We start from the raw sequence: 26,059 nt of genomic DNA, 5'->3' as shown, positions 1-26,059 counted from the left end.
TCCCCAGGGCAAGGCTAATAGCACCCGGACCACTTCCACAGTCCGGGACCACCGGACCAGTGCATCGAGTGGTCGGGCCTCGGCGACTCGATCGTCCGAGCCCTGAAACACTGTGCGGGCCGGTGTTTCAGCTCACAGGCCACCGGGCCGGATGTGAGTCGACCGGCCGACGGCGGGATCCGGTCCGGGACGCCTTGCAGAGGTGGGATTCCGGACCACCCGCCGACGCCTCCGGCACCGCCGTTTGAGCGTGACTGCCCACTGTATGCAACTGATCACTTGCAGCGGGTAGCGATCAGGATCGCACGAAAATGTGGTGAACCTCACGCTCTGGATCAGTCCAGTTCCCCTCAACTGGGCTCACCTCTGCGACCGGACGCAGTACCGACCGGGTCGTACGGCGGCATACTGACCAGATGGCGTTGACGGATGAGGCGATCGTCAAGATCAAGGAGATGATCACCTCGGGGGAACTCGGGCCGGGAGATCGGCTGCCGAAGGAGGCGGACCTCGCGGCGCGGCTCGGCCTGTCGCGGAACTCGCTGCGGGAGGCGGTCAAGGCGCTGACGCTGGTGAACGTGCTCGACGTCCGGCACGGCGACGGCACCTACGTCACCAGCCTCGACTCGGCGCACCTCCTCGACGCGCTGAACTTCATGGTCGACCTGCACCGCGACGACTCGGTGCTGCAGTTCTTCGAGGTACGCCGCCTGCTCGAGCCCGGCGTGGCCGCATTGGCCGCCGTACGGATCACCAAGCAGCAGGTGACCGACCTGCGGCTGCTGTGCAGTGACCTGACCCCCGACGCGCCGGTGGAGGAACTGGTCGCCAACGACCTGAAGTTCCACCGCGGGATCGCCGAGGCGACCGGGAACCAGGTGGTCTGCTCGCTGCTGGACGGGATCTCCGGCGCGACCCAGCGGGCCCGGATCTGGCGCGGCGTCACCCAGGCCGGCGCGGTCGAGCGGACGCTGTCCGAGCACGCCGCGATCCTGGACGCGATCGAGATCGGCGACGCGGAGGCGGCCCGGGCCTGGATGACGGCTCATATCGCCGGCGTGGAAACCTGGCTACGCAAGGCGCCGTAGGGGTACCGGCCGGGTATGGCGTTCGAACCGCCGCCGCCGCGCAGCGCGTTGACCCTGCGGCTGGTGCTGTCGGTCTTCGGTGTGGCCCTGTGGGTCACGGCCGCCTTTCTGTTCGCGGCGTACGACGTCCCGTCCGGATGGGTGATCGCCTGCGTCGTACTCGCGGTCGTCGCCGTGGTCGACCTGGTGATCGTTGCCTGGCGCAAGTACCGGATAAATGGTTGAAGTGCCCAACCGGTCCCCGTAATCTTGGTCGCGTCCCATTCCCGACGTCAGGGGTCCGCGTTGTAACTCCGAGGTCTTCCTTCAGCCGGTGATCGCCACCCGTCGCGGTGCGCGGTCTCGTCCGAGACCTCTTCCTGGAGTACACGCGTATGAGTCGTTCCCTGTCCTGTACGGACCTCTTCTTCGCCTGGCCCGACGGCGACGTGCTGTTCGACGGCCTCACTTTCGTCGCCGGACCGGTGCGGTCCGGACTGGTCGGCCGCAACGGCACCGGCAAATCGACACTGCTCAAACTGATCGCGGGCCGGCTCACCCCGCAGCGCGGCACGATCCGCGTCAGCGGTGAGCTCGGGTACCTGCCGCAGGACCTGACCCTCGACACCACGCTGCGCGTCGACCAGGCGCTCGGCATCGACGGCATCCGCCGCGCCATCACCGCGATCGAGTCCGGTGACGCGTCGGAGCGGAACTTCGCCGTCGTCGGTGACGAGTGGGACGTCGAGGAGCGGGCCGAGGCGATGCTCGGCAAGCTCGGCCTCGGCGCCATCGGGCTCGACCGCAACGTCGGTGAGCTGTCCGGCGGCGAGACGATCCTGCTCGGCCTGGCCGCCGAGTTGCTGCGGCGTCCCGACGTCCTGCTGCTCGACGAGCCGACCAACAACCTCGACCTGCGGGCCCGGCGGAAGCTGTACGACGCCGTCGACCAGTTCCGCGGGGCGCTGCTGATCGTCAGCCACGACCGGGAGTTGCTCGACCGCGTCGACCAGATCGGCGACCTGCGCAAGGGCGACATCACCTGGTACGGCGGCAACCTGACGGCGTACGAGGAGGCGATCGCGATCGAGCAGGAGGCGGCCGAGCGGGCGATGCGGTCGGCCGAGGCCGACGTCCGGAAGCAGAAGCGCGACCTGATCGAAGCGCGGATGAAGATGGACCAGCGCCGGGCGCGGGGCCAGAAGGCCTTCGAGCAGGGCGGCATCCCGAAGATCGTCGCCGGCGGGCTCAAGCGATCGGCGCAGGTGTCGGCCGGCAAGCACCTCGGCATGCAGACCGAGCGGCTCGAGTCGGCGCAGGAGGCGCTCGCCGAGGCGGAGGCGCTGGTCCACGACGACGACACGATCCGCGTCGACCTGCCGAAGACCGCCGTACCGGCGGGGCGGATCGTGCTGCGGCTCGAGGATCACGTACTGCGCACCGGTGCACAGGTCGACCTGGAGATCCGCGGGCCGGAACGGATCGCGCTCACCGGGCCGAACGGCGCGGGCAAGACGACGTTGCTGCAGTCGATCGTGGCCGGGGAACTGCCGTTGGTGCCGTTCCGGTACCTGCCGCAGCGGCTGGACCTGCTGCGGGACGACCTGTCGATCGTCGACAACCTGGCGTTGCTCGCGCCGAGTACGGAGAACCAGGAACGCCGGTCGCGGCTGGCGCGCTTCCTGTTCCGCGGGCGGTCCGCCGATCAGCTGGTCAGCACGTTGTCCGGCGGTGAGCGGTTCCGGGCGACGCTGGCGGCACTGCTGCTGGCCGAGCCGCCGCCGCAGTTGCTGATGCTCGACGAGCCGACGAACAACCTGGATCTGGCCAGCGTCGCCCAGTTGCGGGACGCGTTGGCGTCGTACGAAGGTGCGCTGATGATCGCCAGCCACGACGTACCGTTCCTCCGCGACATCGGCATCACCCGCTGGCTCGAGCTGACCCCGGAAACCCTCACCGACATCGAGCCGCTGTAGGAAGTCAACTGGGCCAGGTGCACAGTGCGGTCGACCTGACTGTGCACACTGGACGGTGAGGTGGGGCGCGCGTCGCCGTACTTTCGATGGAATCCCCAGTCCTGGAGGTTCCCATGGCCGCTCCACAGGTCGGTACCGACGACTACGCGCTCGCCCGGGTCCCGGCGAGTGCCCGTTACTCCTTGTGGTCCGTCGCGACCCAACGGTTCGGGCAGATCTCCGCGCTCAGCCAGTTCCTGCTCGGGGCGACGCTCGGGTTCGGGATGAACTTCTGGTCGGCGTTCTGGGCGCTCACGCTCGGCGCGGTGATCCTCGAACTGGTCGCGATCCTGATCGGCGTCATCGGCGCCAGGGAGGGTTTGCAGACCTCGGTGGTCGCGCGCTGGGCCGGGTTCGGCCAGGCCGGCTCCTCGCTGATCGGGCTCGCGATCGGGATCAGCCTGATCGGCTGGTTCGGAATCCAGTCCGCGGTGTCCGCGGCCGGCCTGAGCTCGCTGATCGGCGTACTCCCGACCTGGGGCTGGTCGCTGGCCTTCGGCCTCGCCGTGACTCTCGTCGTCCTGCGCGGGTTCCACTCGATGGCCTGGGTCGCCTACCTGACCGTGCCGGCCTTCCTGATCCTGGTCGGCTGGTCGATCATCAGTGAGCTGACCGACCACAGCATCGGTGCGCTGGCCAGTGCCGCGCCGCCCGGCCCGCAGCTCAGCCTGCTCGAGGGTACGACGCTCGTCGCCGGCGGCTTCATCGTCGGCGCGGTGATCACTCCGGACATGACCCGGTACAACCGCGGGATCGGCGACGTGGTGAAGCAGACGGTGCTCGGGATCACCCTCGGCGAGTACGTGATCGGCCTGTCCGGTGTCCTGCTCGCGCACGCCATCGGCTCGGCCGACGTGATCACCATCGTCACCTCGTCGGTCGGCTGGGTCGGCACCCTGGTGATCATCCTCGGCACGCTGAAGATCAACGACTGGAACCTCTACAGCTCCGGCCTGGGCGTGGTGAACTTCATCGGCACCGTCTTCGGCCGGCACGTCAACCGGGCCGTGGTCACGCTGGTGGTCGGCGTCCTCGGCAGTGTGCTCGCGGCCGGCGGCATCCTGGACAGGTTCACCGAGTTCCTGATCCTGCTCGGCGTCGCGTTCCCGCCGATCGCCGGGATCATGGTCGCGGAGTACTTCGTGGTGAAGCGCTGGCGGCCGGAGCTGGATCGGTCCCGCGAGCACGGCACGCTGCCGGCGACCGCGCCGACCTGGGTACCGGCCACGATCGTGATCTGGATCGGTGCCGCCCTGATCGGCAAGTACGTCGAATGGGGCCTGCCCAGCATCAACTCGCTCGTCGTCGGCTTCGTCGGGTACGTCGTCGCCGGCAAGCTCGGCCTGGTCCGCGGCGTCGGTACGAGTCGCACCATGGACAGCGAGCAGGCCGAAACCGCCGTCCCGGCCACCAGCTAGCCACCCGTGGTCCGGCGGCCGGGCCTTGGGGCCGGCCGCCGGACCCGAACCCAGGAGGAATCCGCATGCGTATCGGCATCGATGTCGGTGGCACCAACACCGACGCCGTGCTGCTCGAGGGCAACACCGTGCTGGCCGCGAACAAGTCGGCCACCAGCGAGGACGTGACCGCGGGCATCATCGACACGCTCGACCGGTTGCAGGCCGAGCGGGCGTTCGATCCCGGCCAGGTGCAGGCGGTGATGATCGGTACCACGCACTTCATCAACGCGCTGGTCGAGGCCCGCCGGCTCGCGCCGACCGCGGCACTGCGGCTCGGCCTGCCCGCGACCGCGTCGCTGCCGCCGCTGGTGGACTGGCCGCAGCGGCTGGTCGACGCGATCAGCGGGCGCAGCTACCTGGCCCACGGCGGGCACGAGTTCGACGGCCGGCACATCGCCGAGCTGGACGAGGACGAGCTGCGCCGGCACGGCGCGGACATGGTCGCCCACGGCGTCCGGTCGGTGGCGATCTCGTCGGTGTTCTCGCCGGTCAGCAACGAGTTCGAGGTGCGCGCCGCGGAGATCCTGCGGTCCGAGCTCGGCGACGACGTGGCGATCTCGCTGTCGCACGAGATCGGCCGGATCGGCCTGCTGGAGCGGGAGAACGCGACGATCGTCAACGCGGCGCTCCGGGAGCTCGCCGCGAGCATCGTCGACGGTCTCGCCGGCGCGGTCGCCGGCCACGGCATCGCGGCACCGCTCTACCTGAGCCAGAACGACGGCACCCTGATGGACGTCGACTTCGCCCGCCGCTACCCGGTCGCCACGTTCGCGTCCGGGCCGACGAACTCGATGCGCGGCGCGGCGCTGCTGTCCGGCCTGGACACCTGCGCGGTCGTCGACGTCGGCGGTACGACGAGTGACGTCGGCGTACTCACCCACGGCTTCCCGCGGGAGGCGACCACCGAGGTGGACGTGGCCGGCGTACGCACCAACTTCCGGATGCCCGACGTGCTGAGCATCGGCATCGGCGGCGGCAGTTTGGTGGCCGAGGACAACGATCTGGTGACGGTCGGTCCTCGTTCGGTCGGCTACCGGCTGACCGAGGAGGCTCTGGTGTTCGGCGGTACGACGCTGACCGCGACCGACATCGCGGTCGCGGCCGGCCGCGCGGAGGTCGGGGACTCTGCCGCGGTGGCCGGCCTCGATCCGCGGCTGGTGAAGGAGGCGCTGGCGCGAGTCGCCACGGACATCGCGGACGCGGTCGAGCGGATGCGCACGTCGCCGGACCCGCTGCCGGTGGTGGCGGTCGGCGGCGGGTCGATCCTGCTGCCGGACGATCTGCCGGGCAGCCTGGCGGTGCACCGGCCGGACCACTTCGCGGTCGCGAACGCGATCGGTGCGGCGATCGCGCAGGTCGGCGGCGAGGTGGACCGGGTGTACGCGATCGATCCCGGCCGCCGGGACGCGGTCGTCGACGAGGCCCGTCAGGAGGCCGTGGACCGGGCGGTCGCGGCCGGCGCCGATCCGGCGCGGGTCCGGATCGTCGATTTCGACGAGGTGCCGATCCCGTACCTGCCCGGCAACGCCACCCGGATCCGCTGCAAGGCGGTCGGCGACCTGCGGCTGGGGCAGTCATGACCACGCTGACCTCTGGTGATCTGCCGGCGCTCGCGCGCGGTGCCGCCGTACTCGGGACCGGGGGCGGCGGTGACCCGCACATCGGCCGGCTGCTGGCCGAGCAGGCGCTGCGCGAGCACGGAGCCGTCGAGATCGTCGGTGTCGACGAGTTACCGGACGACGCGTGCGTGTTGCCGGTGGCCATGATGGGCGCGCCGACCGTGATGGTGGAGAAGCTGCCGTCCGCGGACCAGATCGCGATCGCGGTCCGGACGCTGGCCAGGTACGTCGGCAGGACGCCGACCCACATCGCCTGTATCGAGGCCGGCGGGGTCAACTCCACGGTCCCGGTGATCGCGGCGGCTCAACTCGGTCTGCCCCTGGTCGACGGTGACGGGATGGGCCGGGCGTTCCCCGAGTTGCAGATGGTGTTGCCGACCCTGAACGGGATCCCGGCGACGCCGATGTCGATCGTCGACGAGAAGGGCAACCGAGGCGTCTTCGACACGGTCTCCAACGCGTGGGCGGAGCGCCTGGCACGGTCCGCGACCGTGGACATGGGGTGTTCGGCGATCGTGTCCCTGTACGCGATGACAGGCGCCGAGGTGCGTGGATCGTTCGTGCCGGGGACGCTCAGCCAGTGCCTCGCCATCGGCCACGCCATCGAGCGCGCCCGGGGCGAACACAGTGATCCGGTGGCCGCGGTGGTGGACCGGCTCGGTGGACGGCTGCTGCACGTCGGCAAGGTGGTCGACGTGCAGCGCCGTACGACGACGGGCTTCGCGCGCGGCGACGCGACCGTCGACGGACTGGACGGGTCGCTCGGTCGGCTGCTGGTGCTGCGCTTCCAGAACGAGCACCTCGTGGCCGAGATCGACGGTGCGGCGATCGCGACCACACCCGATCTGATCATCGTGCTGGACACCGAGACGGGCGAGCCGATCACCACGGAGGCCTTGCGGTACGGGCAGCGCGTGAGTGTGCTGACCGCGCCGTGCGACGAGCGGTGGCATTCGCCGGCAGGTATCGAGCTGGTCGGACCGCGCTACTTCGGCTACGACCTCGATCCGATTCGCGCTGTGGAGACGGTATGACCGAGCGAAACGAGAATTGGCGATGAGCTGGGAACTGGGGATCGGGCAGCTGCGGGATCTCGCCCGTGGGGCGGCGATCCTGGGGACCGGCGGTGGCGGCGATCCACTGATCGGCCGGTTGCTGGTGGAGCAGGCGATCGGCGACCACGGGCCGGTGACGGTTCTGGACCCCGACGAGCTCGACGACGACGCGTTCGTCGTCCCGACCGCCCAGATGGGTGCGCCGACGGTGATCGTGGAGAAGATCCCGCGCGGCAGCGAGCCGGTCGGCGCGCTGCGTGCCCTCGAGCGTCACCTCGGCCGCACCGCCGACGCGACCATGCCGATCGAGTGCGGCGGGATCAACTCGATGATCCCGCTGCTGGTCGCCGCGCGCACGGGGCTCCCGGTGGTCGACGCCGACGGCATGGGCCGGGCCTTCCCGGAGCTCCAGATGGAGACGTTCTCCGTGTACGGCGTGCCGGGGTCGCCGATGGCGATCGCGGGCGAGCACGACGAGACCGTGGTCATCGACACCGGCACGGACAACCGGCAGATGGAGTGGCTGGCCCGTGGCATCACCATCCGGCTGGGCGGGGTCGCGCACATCGCGGAGTACTCGATGACGGGCGCCCAGGTGAAGCGCACCGCCGTACCGCGGACGCTGTCCCTCGGGCTGTCGCTCGGCCGCGCGGTCCGGCTGGCCCGCGAGTCGCACCGCGATCCGATCGAGGCGATCCGGACGGCGTTGGCTCCGACGCTCTACAACCACCTGCGGGTGTTGTTCCGCGGCAAAGTGGTCGACGTCGAGCGCCGTACCGTGGACGGCTTCGCCCGCGGCCGGGCCCGGTTCACCGGCTACGACGACACGTCCTCTCTGGAGCTTCGGTTCCAGAACGAGAACCTGGTCGCGGAGGTCGACGGCTCGGTGGTCTGCGTCGTCCCGGACCTGATCTGTGTACTGGAGGCGGACACCGCCGAACCGATCACCACGGAGGGACTCCGTTACGGCCAGCGCGTCACCGTGGTCGGCATCTCGACCCCTTCGCTGATGCGCACCCCCGAGGCGCTCGCGGTCTTCGGTCCGTCCTGCTTCGGCCTCGACGTGGAGTTCACTCCGGTCGAACGCCGTACCGACCTCGTCACCACCCCCTGAGCCCCGGTTCCACCCGGACCCGTGCTCGCGGTGACATCATCGGCGCATGACGACGGTCATCCGGGAGCGGGACCTGGAGGCGCTGGTCGTCGGCGTCACCCTGCTGGGATCGGGTGGCGGCGGCGACAGCCGGGCCTTCGGGCGAATCCTGCGGCGGCGGCTCGGGGCGGCCGACCTGGAGTTGCTGGACGCGTCGGACGTTGCCGATGGCCGTCTGAGCCCGGTCGGTGTGGTCGGCGCGACCAGCGTGCTGACCGAGAAGCTTCCGAGTGGCGGTGAGTTCGCCGCCGCCGTACAGGCTGTCAGCCGCTGGACCGGCGATCCGGTGGATGGGCTGATGTCGCTGGAGGCCGGTGGGCTGAACGGCCTCAGCGGACTGGTCGCGGCAGTGGACCTCGGGTTGCCGTTCGTCGATGCCGACCTGATGGGCCGGGCGCTGCCGCGACTCGACCAGTTCTCGTGGGCGGTGGCCGGTCGGCCGTTGACGCCGTGTGCGTTGAGCGAGCCGGGTGGTCAGGTCGTTGTCGTCGACAACATCGATCCGGCCGGTCTCGAGCGCGCCGTACGCAGCTTCGTCGTACATACGGGTGGCTGGGCCGTGCTGGCGCTCGCACCGACTCCTGCGGCGGCGGCGACCTCTGATGCGGTGAACGGCAGCCTCGTGCGGGCCCTCGAACTCGGCCGGGTGCACGCCGGCCTGCCGATCTCGGCCCCACCTGGTGACGTGGCTGACGCGCTCGGCGGGCGGCTGCTGGGCGACGGCCGCGTGGACGAGGTCGCCAGGTACGGCGGTCGGCCGCATGGCCCGGGTGGTGCGTTCGGACGCGGGACCGTGTGTGTCGTCGACGACCCGAGTCGTGCCGTGGTGCGGATCGAGACGGAGAACGAGTACCTCCTGGCGATGGTCGACGGCGAGCCGGTCGTGACGACGCCGGACCTGGTCTGCGTGCTGGACCGGCGGACGCTGCAGCCGATCGCGGTCGACGCACTGCGCAGGGGTGACGAGGTGCTGGTGCTGGCGCTGCCCGGGCCGGAGTGGTGGCGGCACGGAGAGCGTCTTACCCACGTCGGCCCCCGGGCCTTCGGCCTCACCTGCGACCCGCTGTTGCTGGAGGCGTCGTGACCGCCCTGGCGCCGACGTTGGCGGCGATGCTGACGTCTCCGCGGTGGAGCGATGTCGTCGTACTCGGTGGTGGTCAGGCGCCCGGGCCCTCGCTGGTGGGCTCGCGAGTGTTGATGGATGTGGCTGGTCACCCGTCACCGATGGCTGGGGAACTGCTCGTCGTGCTGCCGGCTGCGGACCACACGGACTGGCGGATCGACGCTCTGATCAGCCGTGCATCAGCCGCCGGTGCTGCGGCTGTGCTGCTGGCTGGTGTGGAGCCCTTGGGACGTGGCGCTCAGTTGCTCGCCGAGCGGTTGCAACTGCCTGTGCTGGGCAGTCCGGATCCCTTGGCGGCGCACGAGCACCTCAATCGGGTGACCGCCGAGCCTGACCGCGTGCGGGCCGAATTGGTCCTGCGGGCGGTGACTGCGCTGCGACGGGTCGACGGGGAGTTGGAGTCGGTGCTGAGTACGACGTCCGCCGTACTGGAGTGTCCGGTGACCCTGGCGGGGTCTGACGGCGGCACGTTGGCGGGGGAGCCGTTGGAGGCTTCGGAGCGTCCAGCGTTGGTCGCTGCCTTGCCGGCGGTGCCCGTTGCGTGGGCTGCGCCGTACCGGGTGGACCTGCCGACTGGTGCGGTGTTGATTGCGGTGTCTGTGCTTGGGGCTGGTCCTGCCTGCTGGTTGGTGGCTCGGCTGCCTGGTGTGGTGCCGGCTGAGGTGGCCGCCGTCCCTGCTGTGTTGACAGTGGTTGCGCCTGCCGTCGGGCAGCGGCTGGCGTTGCGGCGGTTGGAGCTGGAGCGAGACGCTCGTCAACGGACGTCGGTGCTGGGAGAGTTGCTGCACGGTGAGCCGTCGGAGGCGACACGGCGGCGAGCGGTGGACCTCGGATGGCAGTTGGACGGGTGGCATACGGGCATCCGGATCGGTGCTGACGGACCGGTGGATGTGGCCGGTCGCCGCACCGATGTCGTCGAGGCCTTCGACGCCGAGGGCCTGCAAGCGGTCGTCGTCGAGCAGGGGGACGGCTGGTCCGCGTGGATCACGGCTGCACGCGAGCCGACCGCCACTGAGGTCCAGCAACAAGCAGCAGCCATCCGCCGCGTCCAACGCCGCCTGGTGCAGACGGTCGACGCCTATGTGGGAGTAGGCCGCGTCCAACCCGGTCCCAGTGGCATCGCCACCTCTCTGGCCGAGGCAGGCGACGCGGCCGGCCTCGCCCGTGGCCGCCGGGAAACGGGTCGCTTCCTCCATGTGGACCGCCTGGGCCTGGCCCAGCTTCTCCTGGCGTGGACCCGCACCGACACCTTCCAGCCGGCGGCCCGGGCCCTCCTGGCGCCCATCCAGGACCAGCCGGGCGACCTGGTCGGCACCCTCGCCGCCTATCTGGACACCGAGTCGTCCCTCGCCGAGACCGCCGCGGTCCTGGGCATCCACCGCAACACCGTGTCGGCCCGCATCACCAAGATCCAGCAACTCCTCGGCGTCGACCTCTCCAACTCCGACGAACGCCTGGCCCTCCACCTGGCCTGCCGAACCGCCCGCGACTGACTGCCCGCGGTTGCCGACGTGGGGCTTACCCCGGGGTCGGGGCGTCTTCGCGGAGGAGGCCGGCGGATTTCAGGTCGGACCAGAGGTTGGCCGGGATCTCGGTGCGGGTGAGGGTGGCGTTGGCGTGGACCTCGTCGGGGGTGCGGCAGCCTACGGCGATGCCGGCGACGGCGGGGTGGAACAGTGGGAAGGCAAGGGCTGCGGCGGGCAGCGTCACGCCGTGGGACTCGCAGAGGTCGGCGAGTTTGTTGGCCTTGTCGACCAGCTCGGCGGCGGCCGGAGCGTAGTTGAAGGTGGCGCCGGGGGCCGGGCGGGGCTGCGACAGCAGACCGGAGTTGAAGACACCGACGGCAACCACCTGGACGTCGTTCTCCAGACAGGCGGGGAGTACGTCGTCAAGGCCGTCGGGGTCGATCAGGGTGTAGCGGCCGGCCAGCATGATCACGTCGATGTCGATCTCCCGGACGAACCGGGTCAGCATCGCGGTCTGGTTCATGCCGGCGCCGATGGCGCCGACCACGCCCTGGTCGCGGAGTTCGATCAGGGTCGGGAACGCGGTCGCGACGGCCTCCTCGTAGTGGTCGTCGGGGTCGTGCACGAAGACCACGTCGAGGCGGTCGGTGCCGATCCGCCGCAACGAGTCCTCGATGCTCCGCAGCACCCCGTCGCGGCTGAAGTCCCAGCGCCGCCGGCGGTTCGTGCTGATCGCGAACCCTTCGTCGTCGGTGGCCGCGTCGTCGGCGGTGTAGATGATCCGGCCGACCTTGCTCGACAGCACGTACTCGTCCCGCGGCTTGCCCTGCAGACCGAGTCCGAGCCGCTCCTCGGCCAGTCCGAGGCCGTAGTGCGGCGCGGTGTCGAAGTACCGCCAGCCCTCGTCCCACGCCGCGTTCACCGTGGCGACGGCGTCGGCCTCGCTGACCTCGCCGAGCAGATTCCCCAGCGGCGCACCGCCGAGCCCGACCCGCCGGTCGTCCGGGAAGAGCTTCATGAGCGGGCCGCCGGGAGCCGGAGGTTCTGCATCCCGCCGTCGACGGCAAGCGCCGTACCGGTCGTCGAACCCGACAGCGGACTGGCCAGGTAGGCGATCGCATGGGCGACTTCGTCGGCCGAGACCAACCGTCCCATCGGCTGACGAGCCTCCAGCGCGGCACGCTCGGCCGCCGGGTCGGCGGCCACCTCGAGCAACCGCCCCACCCACGGCGTGTCCGCCGTACCCGGGTTCACGCAGTTCACCCGGATGCCTTCGCGGACGTGGTCGGCGGCCATCGCCATCGTCAGAGCCAGTACGGCGCCCTTGCTCGCCGAGTACAGCGCCCGATTCGGGATGCCGGCGGTGGCCGCGATCGAGCAGGTGTTCACGATCGCCGCGGCCGAGGACTTGCGCAGGTAGGGCAGCGCGGCCCGCGTCACCCGCGCGATCCCGACCACGTTGACGTCGAGGACGCGGTGCCACTCCTGGTCGGAGTTCGCCGCGACCGTGCCCTGGGCACCGATGCCGGCGTTGTTCACCACGATGTCGATGCCACCGAGTCGCAGGGCGGCCGCGGCGACCGCGTCGCGGACCGAACCGTCGTCGGTGACGTCCGCGGCGATCCCGGTCAGCGGCTCGGCCACCTCAGGCTTGAGGTCGAACACGACCACCTGTGCGCCCCGGGACGCCAGCAGCGAGGCGGCGCCGAGTCCGATCCCCGACGCGCCCCCGGTCACCACGGCCTTCAGGCCGGCGAAATCGGTCACTTGCCCTCCTTGGTGAGATCGGTCCAGATCTTGCCACTCGGGTACCGGAAACCGGACAGCGTCTCAGCATCCATCTCGGCGCCGAACCCGGGTTTCAGCGGTGCGACGTAGTGCCCGTCCTTGATCACCACCGGGTCCAGGAAGTGCTCGTGCAGGTGGTCGACGTACTCGATCACGCGGTCCTCGATCGCCCCGCTGACCGCGACGTAGTCGAACATCGACAGGTGCTGCACCAGTTCGCACAGCCCGACCCCGCCGGCGTGCGGGCACACCGGTACGCCGAACTTCGCCGCCAGCAGCAGGATCGCGATGTTCTCGTTCACCCCGGCGACCCGGGCCGCGTCGAGTTGCAGCACCGACAGCGACCCGGCCTGCAGCAACTGCTTGAAGACGACCCGGTTCTGCACGTGTTCACCGGTCGCGACCCGGATCGGCGCGATGCCGCGGGCGATCGCCGCGTGCCCGAGCACGTCGTCCGGGCTGGTCGGTTCCTCGACCCACCAGACGTCGTACGGCGCCAGCGCCTTGACCCACGTGATCGCGTCGGCGACGTCCCAGCGCTGGTTGGCGTCGATGGCGATCCGGATGTCCGGGCCGACCGCCGCGCGGGCCAGCCGCATCCGCCGTACGTCGTCGTCGAGGTTCGCGCCGACCTTCAGCTTGATCTGCGTGAACCCCTCGGCCACCGCCTCGTGGCAGAGCCGGACCAGTTTCGCGTCGTCGTACCCGAGCCAGCCGGGCGTGGTCGTGTACGCCGGGTAGCCGCGCTCACGCAGCAGCGCCTCGCGTTCGGCGCGGCCCGGCTCGGCCGCGCGGAGGATGTCCAGCGCCTCCGCGGGGGTGAGCGCGTCGGTCAGGTAGCGGAAGTCGACCAGGTCGACGATCTGTTCCGGCGTCAGGTCGGACAGCAGCTTCCACAGCGGGACGCCGGCCCGCTTGGCCGCCAGGTCCCAGACCGCGTTGACGACCGCGCCGATCGCCATGTGCATGACGCCCTTCTCCGGGCCCAGCCAGCGCAGTTGCGAGTCGTGCACCAGCGATCGCCAGAACCCGCCGAGGTCCTTCAGGGTCGCGTCGACGTCGAGGCCGATGACGTGGTCGCGGAGCGCCTCGATCGCCGCGGTCTGGACATCGTTGCCGCGGCCGATGGTGAAGGCGAACCCGTGGCCCTCCAGCCCGTCGGGCGCGTCCGTGCGCAGGATCAGGTACGCCGCGGAGTAGTCCGGGTCGGTGTTCATCGCGTCGGAGCCGTCCAGGTCCAGCGACGTGGGGAAGCGGACGTCGTACGTCTCTAACTCGGTGAATCGTGGCATCAGGACCCGATCTGCTGCTGTGGGCGGACTGTCCCGACGAATCCTATAGGATATGTGCCAACTTGGGCAGTGCTGGGCGTCTCGGCCGGACCGTTAGAGTCGATCCCATGGTGGAGCGCGGGGTACTGCGGCTGGGCGGCCGGTCGTTCGGCGTGAACGAGTTCGCGCTGATGGCGATCGTCAACCGGACCCCGGACTCGTTCTTCGACCGCGGTGCGACGTACGCGACCGACGCGGCGTACGAGGCGATCGACCGGGCGGTCGCCGACGGCGCGGACCTGGTCGACATCGGCGGCGTCAAGGCCGGGTACGGCGAGCCGGTCAGCGAGGACGAGGAGCTTCGCCGGACCGTGGACTTCGTCGCCGGCATCCGCGCCCGGCACCCCGGTCTGGTGATCAGCGTCGACACCTACCGCAGCGGGGTCGCCCGCCGGGTGGCCGAGGCCGGCGCCGACCTGATCAACGACACGTGGGCGGGCGCCGACCCGGAGGTCGCGTCGGCCGCCGCGGAGTTCGGCGCCGGGCTGGTCTGCAGCCATGTCGGCGGCCTGTCCCCGCGCACCGACCCGCACCGGATGGCGTACGACGACGTGGTCGCCGACGTCATCCGTACGACGACCGCCCTCGCCGACCGTGCGGTCGCCGCCGGGGTCCGGCCGGACGGGATCCTCGTCGACCCGACGCACGACTTCGGCAAGAACACCCTGCAGTCGCTCGAGCTCACCCGCCGCCTGGACGAACTGGCCGCCACCGGCTGGCCGGTCCTGGTGGCCGTGTCCAACAAGGACTTCATCGGCGAGACCCTGGAGCTGCCCCCGGGGCAGCGCGGCCACGGGACACTGGCCGCGCTCACTGTCTCCGCCTGGCTCGGCGCCCGGGTCTTCCGCGTCCACGACGTCCCCGCCGCACGGCAGGCCCTCGACCTGATCGCCGTACTGCGGGGCACCGCACAGCCCGCCGGAACCCGAAGGAGTCTTGCCTGATGCGCCGACTGGACGATCTCACCGACGCCGAACTGGCCGCGGCCTACGAGCCGTCCGATCGGTCCGTGCCGCACCTGCGCGCGAACTTCGTCAGCAGCCTGGACGGCGCGGTCGAGATCGACGGCCAGTCGAAGGCGCTGACGAGCGACTCGGACAGCCGGTTGTTCAGCCGGCTCCGGATGCTGTCCGACGTGGTGATGGTCGGCGCCGGGACCATCCGGGACGAGGGGTACAACCCGCTGCGGCTGTCGGCGACGAGCCGGGAGTGGCGCCGTGGGGCCGGACTACCGGAGAACCCCACTCTCGTGGTCGTCTCGTCGCGGCTGGAGCTGAGCCCGGTGAACCCGATCTTCCAGTCGGCGGTGCGGCCGATCGTGGTCACCCACTCCGCATCGCCGCCGGACCGGCGCTCGGCGTTGGCCGAAGTGGCCGAAGTACTGGTCCTGGGCGAGGCCGAGGTCGACCTGGCGGCGGTCGTGAAGGAGTTGAGCGACCGCGGGATGCCCCAGATCCTGTGTGAGGGCGGGCCGCACCTGCTCGGTTCCCTGACCGACGTCGATCTCGTCGACGAGCTGTGCCTGACGCTGGCGCCGTTGCTGGCCGGGCCAGGCTCCGGGCGGATCACCGCCGGCCCGCAGACGACGCTGACCCGGCGGATGAAGCTCGAGTCCGTCATCACGGCGGAGGACGGGTATGTGTTCCTCCGCTACATGCGGGAGGCGTAGGCGTGCCGGTCGTGTGCGCCGCGGTCTGCCCGCATCCGCCGCTGCTGGTGCCCGAGGTGGCCTCCGGCGCGGCACCCGAGTTGGACGACCTCCGCGCGGCCTGCCTGGCCGCGATCGACCATTTGTCCGCCGCGGAGCGACTCCTGGTTGTGGGCTCGGGGCCGGAGCGCGAGTACGACGAGTCGGCCGGCGGTTCCTTCGGCGCATACGGCGCACCCGGTGTGCGAGTGGGGACGGGCGATGCGGTGTTGCCGCTGTCGCTTGCGATGGGTGCCTGGCTGGTTGATCAGACGAAGGCGGCCGGGCTGCCGCGCACTTACCTGGCGGTGCCGCCGGACGAGTCTCCGGCCGCCTGCGTTCGACGCGGGCGAGAGATAGCTCAGGGCAACGACCGGATCGGGTTGCTGGTGATGGGTGACGGCTCGGCCCGCCGCAGCGAACACTCTCCGGTCCACTTGCACCCGCGAGCCGAGATCTTCGACACCACCGTCGCCAACGCCTTCGACCGCGCGGATTCCGCCGTACTCGCCGCCCTCGACCCCGACCTGGCAGCCGAACTGCAGGCCGCCGGGCGCGCACCCTGGCAGGTCCTCGCCGGTGCCCTCGCTCCGGAGCTCACCGGCCACCTGACCCACCACACCGCCCCCTACGGCGTCGGCTACCTCGTCGCGGTGTTCACCTAGGAACGGGCGGCCAGCGGTCGGCGGTGTCGGCCAGGTCGTCGCGGCCGGCTGCGCGGAGTTGGTCGACCAGTTCGTCCCGAGCAGCCTGTACGGCGGCTACGGCGGCGTCCACGGTCTCGTGGGGGCCTGACCAGTTGCAGACGGCGTCGCCGGCGTACCAGTCGCCCTTCGAGGAGCGTCGTACGTGAGCCGCCGCCAGGCGTGCGGCCGGGAGGTGGGCGCCGCCGGCCAACTCGATGACGGCCTCGACCGCGACGACGTCCGCGTCGAGGTCGAGAAGCGGGCGGAGTTCGACCGCGTCGGTGAGGACGAACTCGTACCCCGCCGGCGCACGCTCGGCCAGCCAGGCGAGGGCTTCCCCGGCCGTCTCGCGCAGGAGTTGGGCGTTGTCCGGGTCCGCCAGCGTGTGGACGCCGCACATGCGCGTGTGCGTCGGACGAAGCTCGTTCTGCCAGAGCCGGACCTGGAGTTCCTCCCGGCCGGAGAGTCGCCGACCGAGGATGCGGGCCAGGCCGACGACGTCGAAGTTCAACTCGTCCGGTGTCCGCTTCCGGCCTGGCTCGAGCGGCTCACCCGGCCGGCTGCCGCGCGTCGTCCACGGACCGACATGCCACCGCGTCAGAGCCGTCACGCTCCGACCCTACCGACCGCCCCTTGGCCGACCGCCCCTGGCCGACCGCCTCAGGCGGCCTTGACCGGGGCGGGGACGCCGAAGGTGTTGGCGAGGTCGGTGAGGATGACCCAGGCGCCCTGCAGGCCGACCGCGGTCATCCAGGTCAGGTCCTCGACCTCGTGCACCTTCGGCGCCAGCGGCTTCCACAGCGGGTTGGACTTGAACTGGGCCGCCGTCTTCGCGCTCAGTCCCTTCTCGTCGGCGTACACGGTGACGAAGATCGCGTCGCCGTCGGCCTCCTTGATCCGCTCCGGGCTGATCTCCAGCGCGAAGTCCTCGACGTCCTGCGACTTCGGCCGGGCCAGGCCGGCGTCCTTCAGCACGATGCCGGAGAAGCTCTTCTTCTGGTACAGCCGGGTCGGGCCGTCGACGAACCGGACGATCGAGATGGCCGGGTTGCCGGCCTTGGCGTTGATCGCGTCACCGACCGTCTTGGCGGCCTTCTCGTACGCCGCGATCTCCTTCTCGGCCAGTTCCTCCTCGCCGAGCGCCTTCGCCTCCAGCCGGATGTTGTCCTTCCAGGTCGGGCCGGTGGTCTCCGACATCACCGTCGGCGCGATCGCGGACAACTGGTCGTAGAGCTTCTCGTGCCGGACCTTGGCGGTGATGATCAGGTCCGGGTCGAGGGCGGCGATCTTCTCCAGGTTCGGCTCGGCCAGCGTGCCGACCGGCTGTGCCTCGGCGGCGTACGTCGTCCGGTCCTCGCCGAGGTAGTCCGGCAGCTTCCCGTTGATGCTGCGGTAGTCGGTGTAGCCGAAGACCGGGGTGTCCAGGATCAGTGTGGCGTCGACGAAGCTCGCGTCGAGCGCGACCACCCGCTTCGGCTTGGCCGGGATCTCGGTCGTGCCCATGGCGTGCTCGACGGTCCGCGGGAAGCCCTCGGAGGCTCCGGCCGCGGCCGGAGCCGCGTCGTCGGCGGAGCTGCCGCACGCGGTCAGGGCGGTCGCGGCTGACAAGGCGGTCGCAGCAAAGAGGGCGGTCAGACGGGTCAGGCGCACGGGGGTTCTCCTGGTCAGGACGGGTCGCAGGTTAAGGTGGCTCACCACCTAGTGAAGTAAGGCAACCCTAACCATATGCGCTCCGATGCCCCTGCCGCACGTCCGGTCGCCGGACCGCCGGTACGACGTACCGCCGCGCTGCTCGTTCTCGTCGCGGTGCTGGTGCTGGCCTTCGCGGCGAGTCTCGCGCTCGGCTCGCGGTGGCTGGGGCCCGGCGCACTCTGGCACGCGCTGGCCGCCGACAGCGGTTCCGACGCGGACGTGATCGTTCGCAGCCTGCGGTTCCCGCGCACTGTGGTCGCGGTACTGATCGGGACCTGCCTCGGCATCGCGGGGGCGTTGATGCAGGGCCACACCAGGAACGCGCTGGCCGAGCCGGGGATCTTCGGCGTGAGCTCCGGCGCCGCCTTCGCGGTCGTCCTGGGGTTGCAACTCGGTCTGGTCGAGTCGGTGTCGTCGACCGTGTGGGCCGCCCTCGTGGGCGCGCTGCTCGCGACCTTCGGTGTGCAGCGGCTGGCGTCGCGGGGGAGTGGCGCGTCGCCGGTCGGGCTCGCGCTGACCGGTGCCGCGGTGGCCGCGTTGCTCGGGGCCGCGACCTCCGCGATCGTGCTGCTCGACGCGAACACGCTGGACAGCTATCGCTTCTGGGCGGTCGGTTCGGTGGCCGGTCGCGGGCTGGACGTCGCCGCGCAGGTGCTGCCGTTCGCGGTGGTCGGTCTGCTGCTCGCGGTGGTCAATGCTCGAGACCTGGACCTGCTGGCGCTCGGCGACGATGTCGCCGCGGGACTCGGTTTGTCGGTCCGGCGGGCGCGGCTGGTCGGGCTGGCGGCGATCGGGTTGCTGACCGCGGCCGGAGTCGCTGCGTGCGGTCCGATCGGGTTCCTCGGATTGCTGGCCGGCCACGTCGCGCGGCGGATCTTCGGCGCCCGCAACAGCTGGCTGATGCCGGCGGCCGGTCTGGTCGGCGCGACCTCACTGGTCCTGGCGGACCTGGTCGGTCGCCTCGTCGGTGGCGCCGGCGAGGTCCAGGCCGGCGTCGTTCTCGGCATCGTCGGGGCGCCCTTGTTCGTCCTCGTCGTACGACGCCGGGCGGTGGCGCTGTGAAGTCGCGGACAGTCACCCTCAGCATCGTCTTCGCCGCGCTCGCGGTTGCCGTCGCCCTGGTCTCCTTGAGCGTCGGTACGACGAAGATGCCCGTGACGGACGTGGTCGAGGTCCTTCTCGGCGGCGGCCGTCGGGGCATGCGGCTCGTCGTCCTCGAACTCCGCCTGCCCCGGGTGGCGACCGGTCTGCTGGTCGGGATCGCGTTCGCCGTCTCGGGCGCGCTGCTGCAGACCCTGGCCCGCAACCCGCTCGCCAGTCCGGACATCGTCGGGGTCAACTCGGGTGCGTCCGCGGGGGCTGTGGCGGTGATCGTGCTCGCGGGCACCGGCGGCGGGAACATCTCGGGTGTCGCGGCCACGGTGGGCATCCCGCTGGCCGCGGCGCTTGGTGGACTCGTCGCGACGCTGATCGTCGGTGTGCTGTCGATCCAGCGCGGCATGGTCGACGCCGGCCGCGTCGTCCTCATCGGGGTCGGTGTCGCGGCCGCGGCGAACTCGCTCGTCGCGTGGCTACTGGTGATCGGCGACGTGAACGACGCGGGCCGGGCCGCCGCCTGGCTGGCCGGTTCACTCAACGCCCGCGCCTGGAGCGACGCCGTACCGGTGGGACTGGCCGTGCTGCTGTTGTTGCCGGTGGCAATGATGTTCAACCGGGACCTGTCCGCGCTGGTGCTCGGCGACGATGTCGCGTCGTCGCTGGGGGTGCGGGTGGCGCGGATCCGGCTGGCCCTGCTGATCATCGCGACCGTGCTGGCCGCGATGGCGACCGCGGGAGCCGGGCCGATCGCGTTCGTCGCACTGGTCGCGCCGCAGATCGCGCAGCGGCTGGCCCGGATGGAACGGCCGCCGCTGGTGACCACGGCCATGCTCGGCGCGATGTTCGTCGTTCTCGCGGATCTCGTGGCGCGGAACGGGTTGCAGTGGTTACAGGTCGGGCCGCACGAGTTGCCTGTCGGCGTGATCACGGCAGCGGCCGGAGCGCCGTACCTGCTTCATCTCATCGGTCGTCAGCAGAAGGGACGCTGAACCGTGCACGTCGAGAACATCACCCTCGGGTACGGCGCCGACGCGCCGGTGGTGTCCGGGTTGACGCTGGAGGTGCCGGCGGGGCAACTGACCGCGGTGGTCGGCCCGAACGGCTCCGGGAAGTCGACTCTGCTCCGTGGGATGAGCCGGCTGCTGACTCCGCAGAGCGGTCGGGTGCTGCTGGACGGCAAGGACATCCACCGGTTGCCGGCGCGTGAGCTGGCCCGTCAGCTGGGCGTACTGCCGCAGGGCCCGGTCACACCGGAGGGAATCACGGCCGCTGAGTTGGTGTCGCGCGGTCGGCACCCGCACCGTGGGCTGTTCGGACGGCTGACGGCTGAGGACGACGCCGCGATCGACGACGCCCTGGCGGCGGTCGAGCTGACCGAACTGCGTGAGCGACCGGTTGACCAGCTGTCCGGTGGTCAGCGGCAGCGGGTGTGGATCGCAATGGTGCTTGCGCAGGGTACGCCGCACCTGCTGCTCGACGAGCCCACGACGTACCTGGACCTCGCTCACGCGGTGGACGTGATGAACGTGGTCCACGCCGCTGCCAGGGCCGGTCGGACGGTGGTGACGGTGCTGCACGACCTCACCCTCGCCGCCCAGTACGCCGACCACCTGGTGGTGATGGGCGACGGCAGGATCGCCGCGCAGGGCCGGCCCGTCGACATACTGACCGAGGCGCTGCTGGACGACGTGTTCGGGCTGCAGGCCACCGTGGTGGAGGTCGGAGGCGCGCCAGTCGTCGTACCCGATCGTAGGCTGGCTGGGTGACGTACTCCGTGAGCAGGCTCGCGGACATCCTGGCCGACTCCGTCACCTGGTTGTCCGTGCGTACGACGGACTCCGTGCCTGGACCGGAGTGGGTGTCGTGCGCGGAGCTGCTCGCGGAACAGCAGGCCGGCGGTGACCCGACGTACGGGTGGCGGAAGGCCTTGCAGGACGACTACGGGCGTGAGTACGCGATCGAGCCGCCAGTGCAGGTCGCTGCGATGTTCATACTGATGTGGTACGTCCAAGTGCCGTCGCTGGTGGCGGGAGTGACGTCCGCTGTGACCGGCATGTCGCCGGATGTATCGCCGGGCTCTCTGGCCTTCCGGCGCCATCCGACCGCGCATTACCCGGTCGAGGTCGCTCTACTCACCGAGCGGGTCGTCACAGTCGCTGAGGCTGCTGCCCAGCTGGACAGACACACGACGGCCTTCCTGGACTCCTACCGCCCAGGTGTGAAGATCGGTTCCCTGCAGCGCTTCGGCGCGGTGGAGGACGAGGTTCGGCAGGCCATCCGCCTGCCTGAGACGGCGCCGTACGCCGAACAGGCCGCGACCGCGTTCGACGTCTCGCTGGACCAGAAACTTCGCACGTCGTGCTGCTATCTCTACGCGCTCCCCAACGTCAACGCCTGCTCCACCTGCCCTCGTTTTCGCTGACCTCCAAAAACTGTCGGTGGGGCCGGGGACGATGGCTCGCATGACTTTTCCAACAGGTAGTGCGTCATCGACGGGTAACCCTGCGTCGGTTGTCCGGCCGAAGGACCGGAGCTAGGTTCGCGACCATGACCTCGTCCGGTGGTGCTTCGGCGATGACTCCGATCGGCTCGCGGGCCGATGCGGAGGGGTTCGTCGCGATGGTGTGTTTCAAGCACGGTCCTCCCCGACTGCACGGTGTCGAGCTGGAGTGGACCGTGCATCACGCGGAGGATCCGCGCCGCCCCCTCGATCCCGATCGACTGAGCAAGGCCCTGGGCGCCCATGCGCCCGCCACCCTGGTCCGGGGCAGCCCGCAGCTGCCGCTCGGCCGGGGTGCACTGGTCACGGTGGAGCCGGGTGGCCAGGTGGAGATCTCCGGCCCCGCCTCGGAGTCGATTCCCCGGCTCATCGAGGACACCGCCGCCGACGCGGCCGAACTGACGTCCCTTCTGCTCGACGCGGGCCTCGTCCCGGGCGACCACGGCCTCGACGCGTTCCGCCCACCCCGCCGCATCCTGACCGTTCCCCGCTACGCCGCGATGGAGGCCGCATTCCAGCGCCTCGGCCCGCACGGTCCACGGATGATGTGCAGTACGGCCGGCCTGCAGATCTGCCTCGACGCCGGTGAAGTGGATCAGACCGCTCTCCGCTGGCGCGCCCTGCACGACCTCGGCCCCGCGCTCGTCGCACTGTTCGCCAACTCCCGGCGCCGCGCCGGTGCCGACACCGGCTGGGCGTCCGCACGGACCGAGGCGACGTTCGGCACCTGCGCCCCGTTCACCGAGCCGCCGCCGCTCGACGGCGATCCGGCCGCCGCGTGGGCGCGGATGGCGATGGAAGCGCCGGTCCTGTGCTTCCGCCGCGGCGACAGCTGGGAGGCCCCGGCCGGACTGACGTTCGGCGCCTGGGCGGACGGCGAGATGCCCGGCGACAGACCGACGTACGACGACCTGGAATACCACCTCTCCACGCTGTTCCCGCCGGTGCGGCCGCGCGGCTATCTCGAGGTGCGATACCTCGACGCGCAGACCGGCGACGCGTGGATCACCCCGACTCTGCTGCTCACCGCGCTGATGTCCGGCGCGGTGCCCATCGACCAGGTGCTCGCCGCGGCCGAGCCCGCGGCCGGGCGCTGGTTCGCGGCCGCACGCGAAGGACTCGAGGACAAGCTCGTGCTCGAGGCCGCGCGGGCCGTGGTCGAGCTGGGCGCCGGCCTGCTGGACCGGACCGGCGTACACCCCGAACTCAGCGATCAGGTCGCGACCCGGCTGCATCGCATCGTCGACGACACCCATGGAAGGCGAGCCTCATGATTCACCAGTTGTCCGACCTGTCCGCCGAAGGCCTGCGCGCGTACGTCGCCGAGCAGCTCGAGCGGTCGCGGGCCCGGACCGTCCAGTTGGCCGACGCGGTCGACACCGACGACCTGGTCAAACAGCACTCCAAGCTGATGTCCCCGCTGATCTGGGACTACGCCCACGTCGGCAATCAGGAGGAGCTCTGGCTGGTCCGCGACGTCGGCGGCCGCGAGCCGGTCCGACAGGACATCGACGAGTTGTACGACGCGTTCCAGCATCCCCGGGCGGAGCGGCCGACGCTTCCGCTGCTCGGCCCGGCGGAGACTCGTGCGTACGTTGGTGAGGTGCGCGACAAGGTGCTCGACGTGCTCGACCACGTGACCTTCGACGGCGGGCGTGAGCTGGTCGACAATGCGTTCGCGTTCGGGATGATCGCTCAGCACGAGCAGCAGCACGACGAAACCATGCTGGCGACACATCAGCTGCGCGTCGGCGTACCGGTGCTCGACGCTCCGGCGCCGCCTGCCGGCCGGCGGTTGCCTGCGCCCGAGGTGTTCGTGCCGGGCGGGCTCTTCGAGATGGGTACGTCGGTCGAGCCGTGGGCGCTGGACAACGAGCGGCCCGCGCACGCCGTACGCGTCGCGCCGTACGTGATCGACACCGCGCCGGTGACGAACGGGGACTACCTCCGGTTCGTGCTCGGTGGCGGGTACGACGATCCGCGGTGGTGGTCCGAGGACGGCTGGGCGCACGTGCGGAAGGCGTCGCTGGTCGCGCCGCGGTTCTGGGAGCTCGCGGACGGCGAGTGGTGGCGGGTCCGGTTCGGGCACCGGGAGCGGTTGCCGCTGGACGAGCCGGTGATGCACGTCTGCTTCTACGAGGCCGAGGCGTACGCGAAGTGGGCCGGGAAGCGGCTGCCGACCGAGGCGGAGTGGGAGTTCGCGGCGCGGTTCGATCCGGCGAGCGGGCGGACCCGGCGCTTCCCGTGGGGTGACGAGAATCCGGGTCCGCAGCACGCGAACCTGGGTCAACGGCACCTCGGCCCGGCTCCGGTCGGGGCGTATCCGGCGGGCGCGTCGCCGCTCGGGGTCGAGCAGTTGATCGGCGAGGTCTGGGAATGGACGTCGAGCGACTTCCGGCCGTACCCGGGGTTCCGCGCGTTCCCGTACGACGAGTACTCGCTGGTCTTCTTCGGCACCGACTACAAGGTGCTGCGCGGCGGCTCGTTCGGCACCGACGAGGTCGTTGCCCGAGGCACCTTCCGGAACTGGGACTACCCGATCCGGCGGCAGATCTTCGCCGGCTTCCGGTGCGCCCGCGACCCACGGCCCGAGGAGCTGCACAGCTGATGTGCCGACACCTGGCCTACCTGGGCCCGCCGGTCACGTTGGCCTCACTGGTCCTCGAGCCCGCGCACTCCCTCTACGAACAGAGCTGGGCTCCGCACGACATGCGCGGCGGCGGTACGGTCAATGCTGACGGCTTCGGCCTGGCCTGGTACGGCGACGGCGGCCCGGTGCGGTACCGGCGGGACGTGCCGATCTGGACGGATCAGAACCTGGTGGACCTGGCCGGGTCGATTCGCTCGGGGGCTGTGCTGGCCGCGGTGCGCAACGGGACCGTCGGCATGCCGTACGGCGAGGCGGCCGTCGCGCCGTTCAAGTCCGGGAACTGGTTGTTCAGCCACAACGGACGGATCCCGGGGTGGCCCGAGTCGACGCTGAAACTGGCCGAGCGGCTCCCGGTCTCTCACCTTCTCCAACTCGACGCACCTGTGGACTCGGCCTTCCTGTGGACGCTGATCGCACATCGCCTGCGCGAGGACGTGGATGCCCCGGACGCGGTCGCCGACGTCCTGCAGGAGGTCGAGTCGACGGCGCCCGGCTCCCGGCTGAACGTGCTGCTGACGGACGGCCACCAGATTGTCGGCACGACCTGGACGCATTCGCTCTGGGTCCGTCACACCGGCGACTCCACCACGGTCGCCTCCGAGCCGTTCGGTGACGGCGGCTGGGACGAAGTACCGGAGTACTCGCTGCTCGTGGCCACCGCCACGACGTTGCGGATCACCTCGATGAAAGGACCCCAGTGACCCAGATCGACGTACATCTGACCCCGGACTACTCCGCCCGTGCGCTGCGGGAGGACGTCCGGGCCGGGCTGACCGCCGATCCGAAGTGGTTGCCGCCGAAGTGGTTCTACGACGCTCGCGGCAGCGAACTCTTCGAGCAGATCACCCGCCTGCCGGAGTACTACCCGACCCGCGCCGAGCGGGAGATCCTGCGGACCCGGGCGGGGGACATCGCGGCGATCACCAAGGCGCACACGCTGGTCGAGCTCGGTTCCGGGTCGTCGGAGAAGACCCGGTTGCTGCTCGACGGGCTGCGCGACCACGGGACGCTGACGACGTTCGTACCGCTGGACGTGTCGGAGTCCGCGTTGCGCGAGGCGGCGGATGCGATCACCGCCGACTACCCGGGGCTCGAGGTTCACGGTGTCGTCGGCGACTTCACCGCACACCTCGACAAGCTGCCCGGGGAGGCGCCGCGGGTGGTCGCGTTCCTCGGCGGCACCATCGGGAACCTGCTGCCGGCCGAGCGCGCGGCGTTCTACGCGTCGGTCCGCGAGGTCCTGGAGCCGGGCGAGTGGTTCCTGCTCGGCACCGACCTGGTCAAGGACCCCGCGACGCTGGTCGCCGCGTACGACGACAGCGCCGGGGTCACCGCGGAGTTCAACCGCAACGTGCTCCGGGTCATCAACCGCCAACTCGGTGCGGACTTCGACGTCGACGCGTTCAGTCACGTGGCGATCTGGGACCCGGACAACGAGTGGATCGAGATGCACCTGCGCGCCGACCGCGCCATGCGGGTCCTCATCCCGGAGATCCACCTCGATGTCGAGTTCGCCGAAGGCGAGGAACTGAGCACCGAGATCTCCGCCAAGTTCCACCGCCACGGCGTCGAAGCCGAACTCACCAAGGCCGCCTTCACCCCCACCACCTGGTGGACAGACACAAAAGCCCGCTTCGCCCTATCCCTCTGGCAAGCCACCTGACCCGGA

Annotated in this window: 25 protein-coding genes; 20 read left to right on the top strand and 5 right to left on the bottom strand. The window is 70.6% G+C overall.

From position 1 onward, the window contains the following. The first annotated feature begins 416 nt into the window (after positions 1 to 416). From ACYVOK_RS26300 to ACYVOK_RS26260, 9 genes are all read left to right on the top strand, one after another. Complete coding sequence (locus tag ACYVOK_RS26300) at positions 417 to 1,088, top strand: FadR/GntR family transcriptional regulator (RefSeq protein WP_460665219.1); 672 nt, start codon at positions 417 to 419, stop codon at positions 1,086 to 1,088. Between the two features lie 15 nt (positions 1,089 to 1,103). Continuing rightward, positions 1,104 to 1,313, top strand: a complete 210-nt coding sequence (locus ACYVOK_RS26295; protein WP_460665218.1) for a DUF6343 family protein — start codon at positions 1,104 to 1,106, stop codon at positions 1,311 to 1,313. Between the two features lie 149 nt (positions 1,314 to 1,462). Further along, entirely contained in the window at positions 1,463 to 3,043 is a 1,581-nt protein-coding gene (locus tag ACYVOK_RS26290) for an ABC-F family ATP-binding cassette domain-containing protein (protein ID WP_460665217.1), read from the top strand. 113 nt (positions 3,044 to 3,156) lie between these two features. Further along, complete coding sequence (locus tag ACYVOK_RS26285) at positions 3,157 to 4,500, top strand: purine-cytosine permease family protein (protein WP_460665216.1); 1,344 nt, start codon at positions 3,157 to 3,159, stop codon at positions 4,498 to 4,500. Positions 4,501 to 4,565: 65 nt separating this feature from the next. Continuing rightward, positions 4,566 to 6,122 (top strand): hydantoinase/oxoprolinase N-terminal domain-containing protein, encoded by a 1,557-nt coding sequence (locus tag ACYVOK_RS26280; protein WP_460665215.1) that lies wholly within the window; start codon positions 4,566 to 4,568, stop codon positions 6,120 to 6,122. Next, positions 6,119 to 7,195 carry a DUF917 domain-containing protein gene (locus ACYVOK_RS26275; protein ID WP_460665214.1) on the top strand — a complete coding sequence of 359 codons (1,077 nt, stop codon included), beginning with the start codon at positions 6,119 to 6,121 and terminating at the stop codon, positions 7,193 to 7,195. The genes ACYVOK_RS26280 and ACYVOK_RS26275 overlap by 4 nt, the downstream gene beginning before the upstream one ends. 22 nt (positions 7,196 to 7,217) lie before the next feature. Next, a complete protein-coding gene (locus tag ACYVOK_RS26270) occupies positions 7,218 to 8,330 on the top strand; it encodes a DUF917 domain-containing protein (RefSeq protein ID WP_460665213.1) in 1,113 nt (370 codons plus the stop codon). A gap of 46 nt (positions 8,331 to 8,376) precedes the next feature. Further along, a complete protein-coding gene (locus tag ACYVOK_RS26265) occupies positions 8,377 to 9,453 on the top strand; it encodes a DUF917 domain-containing protein (protein WP_460665212.1) in 1,077 nt (358 codons plus the stop codon). Next, the gene (locus ACYVOK_RS26260; protein WP_460665211.1) at positions 9,450 to 10,985 is read left to right on the top strand and encodes a PucR family transcriptional regulator; all 1,536 of its coding nucleotides are present in this window, start codon (positions 9,450 to 9,452) and stop codon (positions 10,983 to 10,985) included. Before ACYVOK_RS26265 ends, ACYVOK_RS26260 begins: the two co-directional genes overlap by 4 nt. Positions 10,986 to 11,010: 25 nt before the next feature. On the opposite strand, the gene ACYVOK_RS26255 is transcribed toward ACYVOK_RS26260, so the two are convergent. From ACYVOK_RS26255 to ACYVOK_RS26245, 3 genes are read right to left on the bottom strand one after another with little or no spacing between them, the layout of a single operon-like run. Continuing rightward, positions 11,011 to 11,976 (bottom strand): aldo/keto reductase, encoded by a 966-nt coding sequence (locus tag ACYVOK_RS26255; RefSeq protein WP_460665210.1) that lies wholly within the window; start codon positions 11,974 to 11,976, stop codon positions 11,011 to 11,013. Next, positions 11,973 to 12,725, bottom strand: coding sequence for an SDR family NAD(P)-dependent oxidoreductase (locus tag ACYVOK_RS26250; RefSeq protein ID WP_460665209.1), 753 nt, complete (start codon positions 12,723 to 12,725; stop codon positions 11,973 to 11,975). The genes ACYVOK_RS26255 and ACYVOK_RS26250 overlap by 4 nt, the downstream gene beginning before the upstream one ends. After that, on the bottom strand, positions 12,722 to 14,038 hold the full coding sequence (locus ACYVOK_RS26245; RefSeq protein WP_460665208.1) for an L-fuconate dehydratase: 1,317 nt from the start codon (positions 14,036 to 14,038) through the stop codon (positions 12,722 to 12,724). Before ACYVOK_RS26245 ends, ACYVOK_RS26250 begins: the two co-directional genes overlap by 4 nt. A 107-nt stretch (positions 14,039 to 14,145) precedes the next feature. Here ACYVOK_RS26245 and folP point away from each other — a divergent pair, with 107 nt between their 5' ends. The 3 genes from folP to ACYVOK_RS26230 are packed head-to-tail and all read left to right on the top strand — an operon-like array spanning position 14,146 to position 16,429. After that, complete coding sequence (gene folP, locus ACYVOK_RS26240; RefSeq protein WP_460665207.1) at positions 14,146 to 15,021, top strand: dihydropteroate synthase; 876 nt, start codon at positions 14,146 to 14,148, stop codon at positions 15,019 to 15,021. After that, a complete protein-coding gene (locus ACYVOK_RS26235) occupies positions 15,021 to 15,746 on the top strand; it encodes a pyrimidine reductase family protein (protein WP_460665206.1) in 726 nt (241 codons plus the stop codon). The genes folP and ACYVOK_RS26235 overlap by 1 nt, the downstream gene beginning before the upstream one ends. A gap of 2 nt (positions 15,747 to 15,748) precedes the next feature. Further along, positions 15,749 to 16,429 (top strand): class III extradiol dioxygenase subunit B-like domain-containing protein, encoded by a 681-nt coding sequence (locus tag ACYVOK_RS26230; protein WP_460665205.1) that lies wholly within the window; start codon positions 15,749 to 15,751, stop codon positions 16,427 to 16,429. Here the strand turns inward: ACYVOK_RS26230 and ACYVOK_RS26225 are convergent. Both ACYVOK_RS26225 and ACYVOK_RS26220 read right to left on the bottom strand, forming a co-directional pair. Then, positions 16,422 to 17,060, bottom strand: a complete 639-nt coding sequence (locus ACYVOK_RS26225; RefSeq protein ID WP_460665204.1) for a hypothetical protein — start codon at positions 17,058 to 17,060, stop codon at positions 16,422 to 16,424. The genes ACYVOK_RS26230 and ACYVOK_RS26225 overlap by 8 nt on opposite strands. A gap of 50 nt (positions 17,061 to 17,110) precedes the next feature. Beyond that, the gene (locus tag ACYVOK_RS26220; RefSeq protein ID WP_460665203.1) at positions 17,111 to 18,100 is read right to left on the bottom strand and encodes an ABC transporter substrate-binding protein; all 990 of its coding nucleotides are present in this window, start codon (positions 18,098 to 18,100) and stop codon (positions 17,111 to 17,113) included. 75 nt (positions 18,101 to 18,175) lie between these two features. On the opposite strand from ACYVOK_RS26220, the gene ACYVOK_RS26215 reads away from it, so the two are divergent. From ACYVOK_RS26215 to egtD, 8 genes are all read left to right on the top strand, one after another. After that, entirely contained in the window at positions 18,176 to 19,204 is a 1,029-nt protein-coding gene (locus ACYVOK_RS26215) for a FecCD family ABC transporter permease (RefSeq protein WP_460665202.1), read from the top strand. Beyond that, positions 19,201 to 20,229 (top strand): FecCD family ABC transporter permease, encoded by a 1,029-nt coding sequence (locus ACYVOK_RS26210; RefSeq protein ID WP_460665201.1) that lies wholly within the window; start codon positions 19,201 to 19,203, stop codon positions 20,227 to 20,229. Before ACYVOK_RS26215 ends, ACYVOK_RS26210 begins: the two co-directional genes overlap by 4 nt. Before the next feature lie 3 nt (positions 20,230 to 20,232). Then, positions 20,233 to 21,006, top strand: a complete 774-nt coding sequence (locus tag ACYVOK_RS26205) for an ABC transporter ATP-binding protein (RefSeq protein WP_460665200.1) — start codon at positions 20,233 to 20,235, stop codon at positions 21,004 to 21,006. Further along, positions 21,003 to 21,662, top strand: coding sequence for a (2Fe-2S)-binding protein (locus ACYVOK_RS26200; RefSeq protein WP_460665199.1), 660 nt, complete (start codon positions 21,003 to 21,005; stop codon positions 21,660 to 21,662). The genes ACYVOK_RS26205 and ACYVOK_RS26200 overlap by 4 nt, the downstream gene beginning before the upstream one ends. 125 nt (positions 21,663 to 21,787) lie before the next feature. Then, complete coding sequence (locus tag ACYVOK_RS26195; RefSeq protein ID WP_460665198.1) at positions 21,788 to 23,014, top strand: glutamate-cysteine ligase family protein; 1,227 nt, start codon at positions 21,788 to 21,790, stop codon at positions 23,012 to 23,014. Then, the gene (gene egtB / locus ACYVOK_RS26190; protein WP_460665197.1) at positions 23,011 to 24,348 is read left to right on the top strand and encodes an ergothioneine biosynthesis protein EgtB; all 1,338 of its coding nucleotides are present in this window, start codon (positions 23,011 to 23,013) and stop codon (positions 24,346 to 24,348) included. The genes ACYVOK_RS26195 and egtB overlap by 4 nt, the downstream gene beginning before the upstream one ends. Next, positions 24,348 to 25,091 (top strand): ergothioneine biosynthesis protein EgtC, encoded by a 744-nt coding sequence (gene egtC, locus ACYVOK_RS26185; protein WP_460665196.1) that lies wholly within the window; start codon positions 24,348 to 24,350, stop codon positions 25,089 to 25,091. Before egtB ends, egtC begins: the two co-directional genes overlap by 1 nt. Further along, entirely contained in the window at positions 25,088 to 26,053 is a 966-nt protein-coding gene (egtD, locus tag ACYVOK_RS26180; RefSeq protein ID WP_460665195.1) for an L-histidine N(alpha)-methyltransferase, read from the top strand. The genes egtC and egtD overlap by 4 nt, the downstream gene beginning before the upstream one ends. Positions 26,054 to 26,059 lie beyond the last annotated feature (6 nt).

The organism is Kribbella swartbergensis (assembly GCF_054784135.1).
Note: the sequence above shows the minus strand (reverse complement) of the source record. Positions and strands in the feature narration are given on the sequence as shown.